General features: G+C 62.5%; 15 protein-coding genes and 1 pseudogene. 12 read left to right on the top strand and 4 right to left on the bottom strand.

Going from position 1 to position 13,439, the window contains the following annotated elements; all coding sequences use genetic code 11:
* Nucleotides 1-142: pseudogene (locus QQS38_RS25695) on the top strand (CHC2 zinc finger domain-containing protein); the annotation flags it as partial.
* Between the two features lie 126 nt (nt 143-268).
* On the opposite strand, the gene QQS38_RS25690 reads toward QQS38_RS25695, so the two are convergent.
* On the bottom strand, nt 269-448 hold the full coding sequence (locus QQS38_RS25690) for a hypothetical protein (protein ID WP_479648157.1): 180 nt from the start codon (nt 446-448) through the stop codon (nt 269-271).
* Nucleotides 449-653: 205 nt separating this feature from the next.
* Here QQS38_RS25690 and QQS38_RS25685 point away from each other — a divergent pair, with 205 nt between their 5' ends.
* Both QQS38_RS25685 and QQS38_RS25680 read left to right on the top strand, forming a co-directional pair.
* Nucleotides 654-1,034, top strand: a complete 381-nt coding sequence (locus QQS38_RS25685; protein WP_479648156.1) for a hypothetical protein — start codon at nt 654-656, stop codon at nt 1,032-1,034.
* A gap of 533 nt (nt 1,035-1,567) precedes the next feature.
* Complete coding sequence (locus QQS38_RS25680; RefSeq protein ID WP_479648155.1) at nt 1,568-2,899, top strand: RNA polymerase sigma factor; 1,332 nt, start codon at nt 1,568-1,570, stop codon at nt 2,897-2,899.
* 105 nt (nt 2,900-3,004) lie between these two features.
* Here QQS38_RS25680 and QQS38_RS25675 read toward each other — a convergent pair whose 3' ends face one another.
* Nucleotides 3,005-5,305, bottom strand: a complete 2,301-nt coding sequence (locus QQS38_RS25675) for a sensor histidine kinase (protein ID WP_479648154.1) — start codon at nt 5,303-5,305, stop codon at nt 3,005-3,007.
* Nucleotides 5,306-5,648: 343 nt separating this feature from the next.
* Here QQS38_RS25675 and QQS38_RS25670 point away from each other — a divergent pair, with 343 nt between their 5' ends.
* The 5 genes from QQS38_RS25670 (at nt 5,649) to QQS38_RS25650 (ending at nt 10,789) form a co-directional block, all read left to right on the top strand.
* The gene (locus QQS38_RS25670) at nt 5,649-6,161 is read left to right on the top strand and encodes a sigma-70 family RNA polymerase sigma factor (RefSeq protein WP_479648153.1); all 513 of its coding nucleotides are present in this window, start codon (nt 5,649-5,651) and stop codon (nt 6,159-6,161) included.
* Between the two features lie 8 nt (nt 6,162-6,169).
* Nucleotides 6,170-7,147: a FecR family protein gene (locus QQS38_RS25665; RefSeq protein ID WP_479648152.1), complete on the top strand. Its 978-nt coding sequence runs from the start codon at nt 6,170-6,172 to the stop codon at nt 7,145-7,147.
* 116 nt (nt 7,148-7,263) lie between these two features.
* Complete coding sequence (locus tag QQS38_RS25660; protein WP_479648151.1) at nt 7,264-7,425, top strand: hypothetical protein; 162 nt, start codon at nt 7,264-7,266, stop codon at nt 7,423-7,425.
* A gap of 44 nt (nt 7,426-7,469) precedes the next feature.
* Nucleotides 7,470-8,243 carry a winged helix-turn-helix domain-containing protein gene (locus QQS38_RS25655; RefSeq protein WP_479648150.1) on the top strand — a complete coding sequence of 258 codons (774 nt, stop codon included), beginning with the start codon at nt 7,470-7,472 and terminating at the stop codon, nt 8,241-8,243.
* 206 nt (nt 8,244-8,449) lie between these two features.
* Entirely contained in the window at nt 8,450-10,789 is a 2,340-nt protein-coding gene (locus tag QQS38_RS25650) for a TonB-dependent siderophore receptor (RefSeq protein ID WP_479648149.1), read from the top strand.
* Nucleotides 10,790-10,943: 154 nt separating this feature from the next.
* Here the strand turns inward: QQS38_RS25650 and QQS38_RS25645 are convergent, their stop codons facing one another.
* Both QQS38_RS25645 and QQS38_RS25640 read right to left on the bottom strand, forming a co-directional pair.
* Nucleotides 10,944-11,222, bottom strand: a complete 279-nt coding sequence (locus QQS38_RS25645; protein ID WP_479648148.1) for a hypothetical protein — start codon at nt 11,220-11,222, stop codon at nt 10,944-10,946.
* A gap of 232 nt (nt 11,223-11,454) precedes the next feature.
* On the bottom strand, nt 11,455-11,808 hold the full coding sequence (locus tag QQS38_RS25640; RefSeq protein ID WP_479648147.1) for a hypothetical protein: 354 nt from the start codon (nt 11,806-11,808) through the stop codon (nt 11,455-11,457).
* 167 nt (nt 11,809-11,975) lie between these two features.
* Between QQS38_RS25640 and QQS38_RS25635 the strand changes: the two genes are divergently transcribed.
* The 4 genes from QQS38_RS25635 (at nt 11,976) to QQS38_RS25620 (ending at nt 13,339) form a co-directional block, all read left to right on the top strand.
* Nucleotides 11,976-12,185, top strand: a complete 210-nt coding sequence (locus QQS38_RS25635) for a type II toxin-antitoxin system RelE/ParE family toxin (RefSeq protein ID WP_479648146.1) — start codon at nt 11,976-11,978, stop codon at nt 12,183-12,185.
* Between the two features lie 98 nt (nt 12,186-12,283).
* On the top strand, nt 12,284-12,589 hold the full coding sequence (locus QQS38_RS25630) for an addiction module antidote protein (protein WP_479648145.1): 306 nt from the start codon (nt 12,284-12,286) through the stop codon (nt 12,587-12,589).
* A gap of 193 nt (nt 12,590-12,782) precedes the next feature.
* A complete protein-coding gene (locus QQS38_RS25625; RefSeq protein WP_479648144.1) occupies nt 12,783-13,106 on the top strand; it encodes a helix-turn-helix domain-containing protein in 324 nt (107 codons plus the stop codon).
* A 95-nt stretch (nt 13,107-13,201) separates the two neighbouring features.
* On the top strand, nt 13,202-13,339 hold the full coding sequence (locus tag QQS38_RS25620) for a hypothetical protein (protein ID WP_479648143.1): 138 nt from the start codon (nt 13,202-13,204) through the stop codon (nt 13,337-13,339).
* The last annotated feature ends 100 nt before the right edge of the window (nt 13,340-13,439 follow it).

Raw genomic sequence — 13,439 nt, 5'->3', positions numbered from 1 at the left:
CCCGTTCCACGAGGACTCGACGCCCTCGTTCGTGGTGACGCCGGCCAAGAACCTGTGGCACTGCTTCGGCTGCAACGCCGGAGGCGGACCGGTCGATTGGGTGATGAAGGCCAACGGCATCTCGTTTAGGCACGCGGTCGAATTGCTGCGCGAAGGCACCTCCACGCCGGCGCGATCCCTATCCGTTTCGCCTCAACTCGCGGCGCTCGGCGGCGGTAAACCGAGCCGCACAACTTCCTCCTTGGGCAAAGATCGGTCGAGAGCCGCCTTACCGGACCGAACACGCGCACAGCGCATGACGCTCGCGCAGCTGTTCGAACAGGAAGATCGCGAGGCGCGCGCCCCAACGACGTTCAAGCAACCGCTGGCTGAGATCGGTGAAGAGGAATCGGAGGAAGAAGACGACGAAGCAAAAAGCAGCGAAGTCCTGCCCGGAAGCAGCGCGCATGTCGAGCCCCTTCATCCTAACGTGAGCAAGCAAGACCACATTCCATTAGCGGGGTATCTGCTCGGCCGGGCGGTCGATGGCCGCCCCGTACCGGAGAACGAGGTCACCCGTCGTCCACCAAGCGTTCGCGCGAAGAGTCGAACAAAAACTCGCGCAACCGATCACGGCAACCGAGGCACGAAACGTCGCAGACGGTGCGGGCCTATTGCGCAAGGCTGCACGTTGGCCGCTATTCGCAGCCCTGCGTCGCAACCCGTTCCAAACGGAAAATAGCGAGCCCGTAGCTAAAACACCGGCCGCGCCGCTGGAGTCCAAAGGCAAGAGCAAATTGCCCCGCCCGACCAAAGCTCCGTCGCGCGCGGACCATGCCGAGGCCGAACGTAAATTTGCCGCGGCGCAGACGGGCGTGCGCAACGAAATCAGGGCCATCGGCATCGCTCGAAACCTGGGCATGGCCAATACCGTGTCGGAAGCGGTGGGCGATGCCAAGGCCATCGTCGATGCCGCTCGGAATTTGCGGCGGACGGAACGCGCAGGCACGCTACCGGACGCGGAGTCACGCGATATGCCGCGAAAGCCGCGGTGATGCGATGGGAAAGAGCCGTCGCCGTGCAACGGCGACTGGCTGCGACGGCGATCATTGCCCCGCGAGCCCGTGGCGGATCGAATAGCGGATGAGTTCGGCGTTGTTTCTCAAGCCCAGTTCTTGCATGAGACAACGCTTATAGGCGCTGATCGTTTTCGCGTTGAGTGCGGTGACGCGCTACGACCACATGGCATCGCACCCGTGAGCGATACCCGCTCCGCTGCCGCCAAAGCTGGGCTTGCCCGTCAGCTTTTCTTTCCGAATTTTCAGGATTCCCTGACCCGTTTTCCCATTCCAGCAACCCCGATAGATGCAGTAAATTGGGCCGACAGTACTGGCCATGCCCACCCGCATAGCCACCATCGGCGCGATCGAAATCGATACTTTTGCCGACGCGCGCCGCCTACGCGCCGTCGCACCGCGTACTCACGGCGTCGCAGCATGCCCGACCGGCAGCGGCAGCGCCATCGCGACCCACGCGCGTCATCGCCCGCGTAAGAAGGAAGTCGTAGTTCGTAGGAGCAGACAGAGATATGGCAACAACGAGCAGCAGGGAGCCACGCCTCCTTTGGTCCAGTGCGCACGGTCGTTGCGCGCCGCCCGCACTGGCAACGTACGGGACGCAAGCGGCGTCGGTCGGTTTGATTGACGCAGCCAACCCCGCCGTCGTCTTCATCGACTGCATCGACACGGACGCACAAGCCGAGGTGAGCAAGTGGCGAAGCGGCCATGGCACGGCGCCGTACCTGGTTCCAGTGGTGAAGACCGCCTCACCGCAGATCGTCGTCTCACTGATCGCCCAAGGCGCCAATGACGTCGCCGGACACAAGGACTTGCTGTGCCCGGAGACCATCATCGGCCGTTCGCGGGACGAACTACGGCTGATGCACCTCGCCAAGTCGTGCGCGGGAGATACGAACTGGCTGCAACGCAGCGCGGACAACATCGCATCGCCGGTCTTCTTCAAGGACAGCGCAGGCGCCTATACGGGCTGCAACGAGGCATTCGAGCGCCGGCTAGGCCGCGACCGCAAGTATCTCGTGGGAAAAACCGTCTACGACATCGCGCCGTCCGACCTGGCGCTCGTGTATCAGCAGGCCGATCTCACGTTAGCCTCGCGCGGCGGCGTGCAGATCTACGCGACCGGGCTGCCCAAGCCATCGGGCGACCTCGGGCTCGTGCGGTTCTATAAAAGCGTCATCTCCGATGGCACCAACGTGTCCGGCATCGTAGGCACCGTTCATGACATCGGCGCATCCACCGCGGAAGAGGAGATTCAAGAAGCCCTTCGGGAGCTCTTGCGCCATGCGGCAGCCAATGGCGCAGGGACGCCGCGCGCCGACGGCGATCGGCTCCTGCTTGCTCGGATCGCGCGCCGGGACGCCGCAGCGTTGGCCCATCTCCACAGGCAGTATGCACGGCGGCTCAAGCGCTTCCTCAACAGAATGACGTGGAGCAGCCACATGATCGACGAGATCGTGAACGACGTCTTTCTGGTCGTCTGGAACAAAGCCGCCGATTTCCGCGGCGACTCGGCCGTGTCGACATGGCTGATGAGCATCGCTTATCGTCGCGCCTGTCAGGCGATCCGCAGCGAGCACCGGTTCGCCGACACGGTGCCGCTCTCTTACGAGCAGCATCTGGCAGCCTTTCACTATGTGCACGACTATGAAGCGACGGACATCCTGACGAAGGCGATGGCGCAGTTGCCGGCCGATCAGCAACTCGCCATGTCGCTCGCTTATGTGTTCGGGCATTCGACCGCGGAAGTCGCGGCGATCACCTGTTTGACGGAATCGGCCGTCAAAGCGCGCATCCGCAGGGCAAGGGAGCGGCTGCGCGAAATCATCGGTCAACTGGACTGACGAAACGCCCCTCGCATGATCCGGCCGACGTGCCGCTTCTTCGCACGAGACGAGCATGGCTTTCGTTGCGGTGCTGATCGGGCGCGATCCCTTACTTAAGCGCGCTCAGGAAACGCAAGCGGTCGCACCGTCCGCTTGTCCGATCGGCAACTCGACTTTGATCGTCGTTCCTTTGCCCGGCGCGCTCACGATGTCGATCTTGCCCCCGAGCATCAGCATCCGCTCCTTCATGCCCGCAAGACCGAACGATCGTCTACGCGTGGCCACCGGATCGAATCCGCATCCGTCGTCGCGCACCTGCAGAAGACAGTCGTTGCCGGCGCGCTCGAGCGTCACGCATACGTGGCGCGCCCGCGCATGCCGTGCGACGTTGGTCAGCGATTCCTGAACGATGCGAAAGAGCGCGATGGCGCGCTCCTCGGCCAATGGCAAGGTCTCGTCGGGCACCGACAGCGAGTAGGCGATTTGAGTGCCTCGTGAGAATTCCGCAGTCAGCCATTCGAGGGCGGCTGCGATGCCGGCGTCGAGGGCGCCTGGGCGTAGCGAGGACACTGTGTTGCGGACGACTTGCATCGTCTGATCCGCTAGCTCCAGTAGCTTCTGCACATGTTCGGCCAGCGCGGGATTGTCCGGCGCGAAGCGAATTCGAAGCGTGGACGCCCCCATGCGCAACGCCGTCAACTGCTGCCCGAGTTCGTCGTGCAGTTCGCGTGCAATGCGCTTTCGCTCTTCCTCCCGCGCGGTCTCGCGGCGGGAAGTCAGCTCGCGCAAGATCTCGTACGACTCGCGCAGCCGCTGCTCTACCTCCTTGCGTTCGGAGATGTCCCGCCAAATCGCGAGCCCGCTCAGAACCTTCCCGTCAGCATCGTATTCGGGCACGATCTGCACGGACCAACATTGCGGCTTGGCGGGCGTCTCCCAGTTGAGTTCGAACTTAGCCGCCACGCCGGATCTCATCACGGCCCTCAACCGATCGCGGAAGCGGCGCTCGACCACTGCGGGGGCGGACAGCACCTTTCCAGCTTTTCGGCCGAGCAACGCCGATGCGTCGATGCCGCACACACGTTCGAATTCCGGATTGACATAAATGCGACGGCATTCGCGGTTGTAGCGGATGATTGGGTCCGGTGCGTTCTCTGCCAGGGTACGGAACGCGCGCTCGCTGTCGCGAAGCGCCGTTTCCATCGCCCGCAGCCACGTGATGTCGCGCGCCACACCGAGTACGCTGACGACGTGTCCTTCGGAATCGTGCTCGGGGATATGTCGAAGCTCGAACACGCGCACGCCGGATTCGCAATACCAGCATGCCTCGGCTTCGTTCGGCACGCCTTCCGCGAAGGCTCGCTCGAGGCCCATGCGAATACTGGTGGTCAACTCCGTCGAGCCGTCGATCTGCAGCGTGCCCAGCACGGTTCCGACCATCTCTTCCTGCGTGGTCCCGAAAGCCTTGGTCACGGCGGGATTCACGTACAAATACCGACAAGCCGAATCGAAGCGAGCGATCATGTCGGGGAAGTTTTCCGTCAGCGTGCGGAACAATTGTTCGCTGCGCTTCAGATCGTCGATATCGCGACTGATCGCGAGCACGCTCGCCACCGCGCCGCTCGGCGCAAATTCCGGAACGATGCGAATGTGCCCCCAGCGAATCCTTCCGTTCTTGTCACGCAGCCGAACCTCCTCCGTCACTTCCTGACGTGTCTCCACGACAGTGCGCAAACGGCTCATGTAATGCGCCGGGTCGACGAACGCGCCCATCTCGGCCGGCGTTTTCCCGACCACGTCGATCTTCGTGAGCGAGCGCAACGCGGGATTCGCGTAGATGCGCCGAAAGTTCAGGTCGTAACGAGCGATGTAATCGGGCGAATGCTCCACGACGGCGCGAAAAGCTTGTTCGCTGGCGTGCAATCGATCTTCGGCCAACTTGCGTTCGGTCACGTCGCGGCCGAGTGCGAGCGCGCCAATTGTTTCACCGTGCAGTGTGCGCGCCGGGAAGATACGGATGTGATGGTAGCGGACGTCATCGCCCGCCCCGGGCAGCATGAGCTCGATGTCGTGTTGGATCCCCGTCTCTATGGTCTGCTGGAGCAGCGCTTGATACGGCGCTAGACGCAAGTCGGGTTCGTGCTCGTTCGGCGTCTTGCCCAAAAGGCTCTGCAACGGCCTGCGCAGCAGCGTCGTCAGGCCCGAGTTCGCATATACCAGGCGGCACGCGCGATCGTATCGGCAAATGACGTCCGAACTGCTCTCCGCCAGGCTGCGAAACTGTAGCGCGTCGCTCTTGGAAACGAGGCCCTCCTCGCGGCTGACCAATTGCCGTTCAAGTGCCTTCACCGTCTCACGGAGAGCGTCGTTCTCCCGCCGCAGCGCTTGCACATCGTATAGCGATTCGCGCGAAACATTTTTCATGCGGCACCTGCAAAGATCAGCCTGCCGCACAAAGGGACGCACGGCTAAAACAGGGCTCACCAGAAACGATATCATGATCGTCCAGACGAATCGTTTTCATATCTTCCGTCTGGCCTGATGCGGCAAGGGGGCCCGGCGCGCGCCGCTCCCATGTCCCGCAATTTGTCATACTATTGACACAAAACTTGATTAGATTCGCCGGTCCGGTTACCGCTTGCATCCTCCATTTCCCTGATTGATAAGACTTTTTCCTTCCCGTACGCTCTGGGTGAGCTTCCGAACGCCTCACCCGCGGCACTGGGGGCAACGGAAGGAAGTCGGATAAAGCACGCGGAGTAGTTGTATGCCAGACGCCATTGCCAGCCTCAATCTTGCACCGATCGAATCGATTTTTCGCAACGAATACCGGTGGTTGCTCAGCCGCCTGCGGTTGAAGCTCGGCTGCGCGTTTACCGCCGAAGACATCGCCTCGGAAACGTTCGTCCAATTGGTCGAACTGCCCGATCCGGCATCTATTCGCGAGCCGCGTGCAATGCTGACGACGATCGCCCATCGGCTCGTCTACGATTTCTGGCGTCGGCGCGATCTCGAGCGAGCCTATCTGGCAGCGCTCGCCGCACTGCCCGAAGGGGCAGCGCCCTCGGAGGAGGAGCGCGCCATCGTCGTCGAAACGCTTCACGCGATCGATCGCACGCTGGCGGGCCTTTCCGCGAAGGCACGTAACGCGTTCGTCTACAGCCAGTTCCACGATATGACGCACGCCGAAATCGCCGAGCGGCTCGGCGTGTCCAAACGGACGGTCCGCGACTACCTCGCACAAGCGATGCATGCCTGCTGTCTCGCATCGCTCAATTGATCGAGGATATGGCCCGGCAGGCAACTCCCAGCACCGGCGACAACACGACCGAGCAGGCCATCAGCGCCGCGATTCGCTGGATGGTGTTGCTGCGCTCGGGCGAGGCTACCGAGCGCGACCGTCAGCGATTCGCGGCCTGGCGCGAGGCCGATCCCTCCCATGCGAACGCTGTCGCTCACGTCGAGGCGTCGCTCGGCGCGCTCGTACCGCCCAGCGCGGCCGGCATGCCGCGTCGTGCCGTCGGCGATGCACTGCTTGCCCTGCCCTCGCGCCGCAAGCTCGTGCGCGGCGTGCTCTCGTTCGGGGCGATCGCATTCGGCGCGGGCGCGATCGTCGATCGGCTCGTGCCGATCGGCCAGTGGACGGCGGATATCCACACCAACACCGGCGAGCGCAAGGAAACGCTGCTCGCCGACCGTTCCACCGTCACGCTCGGCGCGCGCAGCGCGGTCGACCTCGCTTATAGCGCCGAGGCGCGCCGGCTGGTGTTGCGCACCGGCGCCGCATTTGTCCGGGTGACCGACCGCGACATCCGGCCTTTCGTGGTTCGCAACGGGACTCGGCGCGTGCACGCCCATGCGGGTTCCTTCTCGGTGCGCACGCAAGGGCCATGGCTACACGTTGCGGCAATCGACACGCCGCTGCGGATCTCCGTGCCCGGCGGCGAGACCATGACGCTCGCACCGGGTCGCACCGCACGCGCCGGCGCGCAGCGGATCGAGCCGCTCCGTGAGAGCGCTGCCTTCGAAGCCTCGTGGGCGTCGGGCGAATTGCAAGTGGACGAGGCGCCGCTCGGCTCCGTCGTCGAACGCCTGCGCCCGTATTTCCCGGGCGTGATTCGCGTTACGGACGATGCGGCATCGCTCCCGGTCACCGGCGTGCTCCCGCTCGATCAGCCGCTACGCGCGCTCGATGCGCTGGCCGATACCCTGCCGCTCAAGATCAGCCGCTACGCTGGATATCTCGTTCTCGTCGCGCGCGCCTGAGTGCCGCGCTCAGCGCTCAATCGAAAATAGCCGACCTCAAAAAATTTCGCTCCCACTACGTCACTTTCGCTCGCTCGTTGCACATACCGTTTGAAAGCGCAAATGCGAGGGCGCAAATGCGCTCAACCCATGCGATCGAAAGCGATGACGAATACGGTCAGCCCACGTTCGATGCAGTTCCCCCGTCCGAACCCTGGTCGAAGGCTCGGGCGGTCGGCGTCGCCCTATTCGTCGTCTTGGCGCATCCCGAGATCGATTTCAAGCTCGCTCGGCCGTGAGCGCGGATAAAACGTCTTACGCCAACTGCAACGAAGGGGTCATTGTGAATTACGTCATCCTTACCAAAGACGGCAGCCTAGCGCGACGGATTGGCGAATGTCTCGTGCTGTGCCATGCAGGCGGCGAAGTATTCGCCGACGAAATCGATATGCTGCGCACGCTGCGGCGCAAAGCCTACGACTTGATCGTGATCGACGCTCGCACCACCAGTGCGGCGTCGAGTGCGATCGTGACCTGGCGCGCGTGCCATTCGCGGCAAGACACGCCGCTGCTAGTCATCGGCTCGTTCGCCGATCCGGCCAATCTCTTTCAGTGGTACGAGGCGGGCGCCACGGATATCCTGTCGCTGCAGTTCAACGCGAACGAATTCTACGTTCGCGCGACGCGCGCGATGCTGCTCAACGCCCCCCCGGCGGATCGCGATCCGCCGCGCCTGTGCATCGGCGCTTATACGCTTCATAAGGCCTGCTGCATCGTAGAGCTTCACGGCAAAACGATCGAATTGACGCCGCGCGAATTCGCTACCGCGTGGCTCTTCTTCACGAACGCCGGCGTCAGTCTGACTCGAGCGATGGTGGCCAAATCGATCTGGGGCAGCGAAACCGATTGTGCCGATCGCACGATCGAGCAGCACATCTATAAGCTGCGCAAGAAGCTCATGCTCGGCGCCGAACACGGCGTCACGCTGCGCACCGTTTATTCGGTCGGTTACCGGCTCGAAGTCTCCTCCAGCGGGGAGCTCGGTCACGGACGCTTCGAAGGCGGCGCATCGCGCGCGCCGTCCGCGGAGCCGGCTAGACACGCCGGACTGGTCTAAGAACGAGCCAAGTCAGAAAATCCTGACGCGACAATCAGACCACCCTGACGCCAACAAACTTTAATTAATCGCTATTTTGGCCGTTGCACGGGGGAGCGACGCGCACATGCCGAGCGCGCTCCCATCCAAACAGTCACGGCGCTCGGTTTTGCATCGCTCGGATCGAAAGCGAGCGAGTCGACAGTGCTGTAGTCGAGATCAATGCAATGGCGAGAATTGGGCGCGGTTCGGGCGCACGTTGGACGTGGCTTGCGGTGGTCATGGGCTGTTCGATTGCGGCGCCGCATAGTTGGGCTGCGGATGCGCCGCCCATCGAATTTCACGTGGCGGCCGGCGAACTCGATAAGGTGCTGTTGCAAATCGCAAAGCTGGGGCATCTCGTACTTACGTTCGATGCGTCACTGACGCGCGGCCTGGCGGCTCCCCCTGTCGACGGCACCATGACGGCGAAAGAGGCGCTCGCCAATGCGCTTGCCGGCAGCCAGCTCGAGCTGATGGAAGTGGCAGGCGACACGCTCACGCTGCGCCGCGCCGCAACGGCAGGCGAAACAGCCGCTCCATCGGCACCCGACCGCGTCTTGCCGACGATAACCGTGATGGCGCGCCCCGAGCACGATCCGGACGAGCACAGCTTCGTCGTCGAACGTTCGTCGACGGCCACGCGCACCGACATGGCGCTTTCCGACGTACCGCAATCCGTTGGCGCGGTCAGCCAAGAAGTGATGGCGACGCGGCAAACCGCGACCGTCGCCGACGCGCTCGCCAATGTGAGCGGCGCCACGCCGCTGTTCGGCTTCAACAATGCGGACTACGACGTCAAGGTACGCGGCTTTCAAACCACGACGCTGATGGCCGACGGCATGCTCTACGAAGCGTCGGCCTATCCGCCGGTGGAGGGGATCGAGCGCGTCGAAGTGATCAAGGGTCCCGTCACCTTGATCGCGGGAGGCGTCCCGGCGGGCGGCATCGTCAATGTGGTCACCAAGAAGCCCGAGTTCGAGACGCGGCGCACGTTCACGACGCAGATCGACTCGAACGGCCAGCGCCGGGCGAGCGTCGACTTGAGCGGCACCTTCTACAACGAATCGCATCTGGGTTACCGTTTCGTGGCCGCCGGCGAGTTGGACAGCCACAACTACGGCGGCTATAACGGAGAACGCGAATTCTATTTGGCGCCGTCGCTGCGCTATCGCGATTCCGCAACCGGTATCACCGTCGGCTTGGAACATTACCGCAATCGTTTGCCAATCCTGCCGTATACGGTGGGAGGGCCCGCCGGCGAGCCGCTGCCCGACACGCCTCTGATTCCGGTCAGTGCGCCGAGCGATTACATCTCCAACGAATCGACCGAAGTGCATCTGCTGGCCGAGCATTCGTTCGGCGATGGTTGGAGCGTGCGAGCGCGTGCGCGCCTACTGCGCTATGAGACCGATACGTTTTGGGATTTGCCGGTGGTAGTGTTCAACACCACCGGCGACGTGGGACTCGACGCAATCCATGACCGGACGGTCGAGCACCAGGCTACGGTGGCGAGCGAGCTGGTGCGCAAGTTCAAGATCGGCGGTGTCTCGGGTACCGTGCTCGCGGGCCTGGACTTCTGGCGGTTCGGCTATGCCAACGATCAGGCGCCCGACAATTTTTCCATGCAGAACCTGCATACACCGCAGCCGTTACCGACAGTTCCGGGCGGCCCGCTCATGCCGTTCTCCTCTTACGACTCGAAGCAATGGAGCACCTATGTGCAAGCACAACTGGCGTTCGGTTCGCGGGTGCGCGTGCTGGCTTCGCTGCGCCACACCAACGTGCTGTTCTCCGATCGGCTCAATCAGTTCGATCAACACAACGGCGACTGGACGCCGAATCTGGGCGTCAGCTACCGGCTGACATCGTCCGCGACGCTCTACGCGAACTGGCTGCATGGGTTCGATCAATCGCTGGGTCAGCAGACGTCGAGCGGCGCAGCGCTCCCGCCAATTCGCAGCGAGCAGATCGAGACCGGCGTGAAGTTCAACCTGCTGGACGACAAGCTCTACGCCACAGCGGCCGTCTATCGCGTACACAACGACTTTTCGATCGGCGTTGACCCGACGAATCCGCTTTACGCCGTGCAGGCGCCGGGCCAGCACAGCCGAGGGTTTGAGTTCGAAGTCCAAGGGCAAGCGCTGCCGGGCTGGAATGTGATCGGCATGCTAACCGTCGCGAACTCGACTTCAGGCGGCGGCGATGCGCCCTCCCCGGCGGTGCCGGCGCGCAGCGCGAGCCTGTGGAGCACCTATGCGTTCAGCCATGACCCATCACGGGGCTGGAGCGTGGGCGGCGGCATTTTTTGCCATTCGCGCGAGCCGACCGATTTGCCCGGCTATTCGTTGCCTGGCGACGCACGCGTCGATGCAACCGTCTTTTATCGTGCGAAGCACTGGTCCGCGCAACTCGGCATGAAGAACGTCTTCGATCGGCGCCTCTATGGCGCCTCGATGCACGCGATTGCCATCCCCGTGCTGCCGGGCCGTACCGTCATATTGACGACGACGTTCGATCTGAGCTGAGCAGGCCACGTGCGCGGCGGCGCCTAAACTCGACCACGCCGGTTTCAGGTTTGCGAACGTGCCAGAGGTTGGGGTGCCGCTGGCATTCCAACGAGTCTTCGAACTCTCGCCTTACCGGGCGACTTATTGAACGGCCCTTCCACCATATCTAGCGCTAGTGCAGCGTCGCCATCGCGGGACGTTCGTCTCCGAACAGGACGTGCCCACTTTGGACGTCACCGCTCATGGCATCGAGTAGCTGCGCTGCCGCTTGCGCGCTGAAGCGAATTCGGCGCTCGGCAAAGCACCCGCTTTCGTCCTGCTGCGCCAAGTCGATGACGAGGATATCGATGTCCCCCGACGAGTGGTGGACCATGGAAACCGGCACGGACACGCTGAAAGCATCGTCCGGCGTGTCCCATGGATCGAACTGGTCGTTGTTCTCGTAAATCACCCGGATGTCCTCACGTTTGCAGTTTTGTTCACTCAGGGGACGATTGTCCGCAAACGGCCTCGCATCGCTGGTTCATGAAACGAAATGTCGAACACGCGGGCGAAGCGCTGAGGGCGCATAAGCGCCGCATGTCGATCGTGTCGGCGGGCGACGATAGCGTTATCGACTGACCATCGCGCCATATCGCATTCTCGTTGCACTCAGCACGCGGCCGCTTACAGACGCGGCCCGCCTAGTCCCATATTCGCTTACCGTAGACCCATTCAATACTTCCGTACGGAGCGAGTTGATCGAGGCTCTTAAATACCAATTCACCACCTCCGGGCTGGCCGATCACGAATTTGGCATGTGCCGCCGTGTAGAAAAATTCCTCGGCCCGGGCTTCTTGCCTATCGGTGCCCGATAGTCCGCCGATAACCTTTCCCATTTCGGCTATTGCCTGCTCCGACGTTTCCGACCCTTGCCACAAGCGAAGCAACGCGCCGTAATGGGTCCTATCGTGTTCGGCGTAATACGCCGCATCGTGTTCGAGACGAGCATTCGCCAATGACGAGTCATGCGCCCTCGACATGATGTAGCGATACACCAGACCTCTATAGGCGTAGAAGCTCGGCCCCTCTAGTGGAGACTCGGCATCGGCAAGCGTACCAACGCGGCGCGCCCAACTCGATTGACATGCGACATGCCGTTACGCGGTAGCGAGCCGTCGGTCGATAGCTTGACTTATTGTAGTCGTTCGATTACAGTTTCACCATGTTTCTCGTCAAACCGCTTCCCGACTTCACATCCTGGCTCAACGGACTGACCGACGCAGCCATACGCGGCGTCGTGGTGGCCCGCATCAAGCGATTGGAGCGAGGACTCATGGGTGACGTGCAGCCCGTCGGCGAAGGCATTTCAGAACTGCGCATTCACGTCGGGGCTGGTTGGCGTGTGTACTCACGCAGCGCGGCACGCAATTGATCGTGTTGCTTGTCGGCGGCTCCAAGCGCACTCAGAAGAACGATATCAAACGCGCTAAGGCGCTGGCCGCCTTGTTGGATTGATCGGAGGAAACGAACATGAGCAAACGAATCAACGTGGCCGATCTGCCCGAGTTCGACGCAGCACCGTATTTGGACAGCGAGGACGCCATCGCTGCCTATTTGACCGATATTCTCGAAGCAAACGATGCTGCCTTGCTGGCCTCTGCGTTAGGAGATATCGCGCGTGCGCGCGGCATGAGCGAGATTGCCAAGGCTGCGGGAATTACCCGCGAAGCACTATACAAAGCGCTGCGCCCCGGCAGCGCTCCGCGTTTCGACACGGTCAACCGCGTTTGCACAGCGCTCGGCGTGCGCCTGGTGGCTCAGCCCGTGCATTCCTAATTTTCAGGTCATCGCGTAACGGTCGCACGTCTTTCTGACCGTACACCCGCTTGAGCAGTCGATTCGGCCGCGCCTGCTCGATCCGCTCGGCCTCCTCCCGCCTCTCCAGTCGCGCCGGGTGCGTCGCCGTGTGGATCTCCTTCAAGGCCCGGATCGCCACTTGCGTGTAGACCTGCGTGCTCGTGAGCTGCGCATGGCCGACAAGATCGGCATGCATGTCTCGCAGTACAAGCGCTACGAGGCCGGCACCTCCCAGCCCACCATCGAAGTGTTTCGACGCATCGCGCTCGCGCTCAGCGTGAGCGCAGATACGTTGCTTTTTGAGGAGAATGAGCGAGGGTCCGACGAGCGACTTAAGCTTCAGTTCGAGGCCGTCTCCAAGCTCGATCCGAAGGAGCGCGAAGCGATCGAAACCGTTATTGCCAGCGTCTTGCACATGCATGACGCCAAGCGTTGGACGCAGGCCGTCGCCGCACCGATCGCGCCAGCGACCGAAGCCAAGCGGCGCAGCCGCTAAGAAGGAGAGATTCGTAGCAAACGAAGCGCGGGCCGCATCGGCTGCAACCGACACGGCCCGCTCACCACCATCCACTCTGAACAGGAGAGTCGATCATGGCTGACGCCGATCTTAAACCATCCACCCAACTCGCCGAACGCAGCGTCACCGTTCAGCAATCGCAGCGCTATCGGCAATGGAGCAGGCTCACCGCCGGCCCACGCAAGGTATCCGCCCGAGAATCCCCGCAGTAGCGAATGCTGCCGATTTCGCGGAGACTTCAGTACCGTCGGGGAGAGTGATTGTCGGCGGGGCCGACACGTGGCGACGTCGTCGCCGTTGGAGCGCTTGTGT

Source organism: Trinickia sp. Z7, from assembly GCF_056498045.1.
Note: the sequence above shows the minus strand (reverse complement) of the source record. Positions and strands in the feature narration are given on the sequence as shown.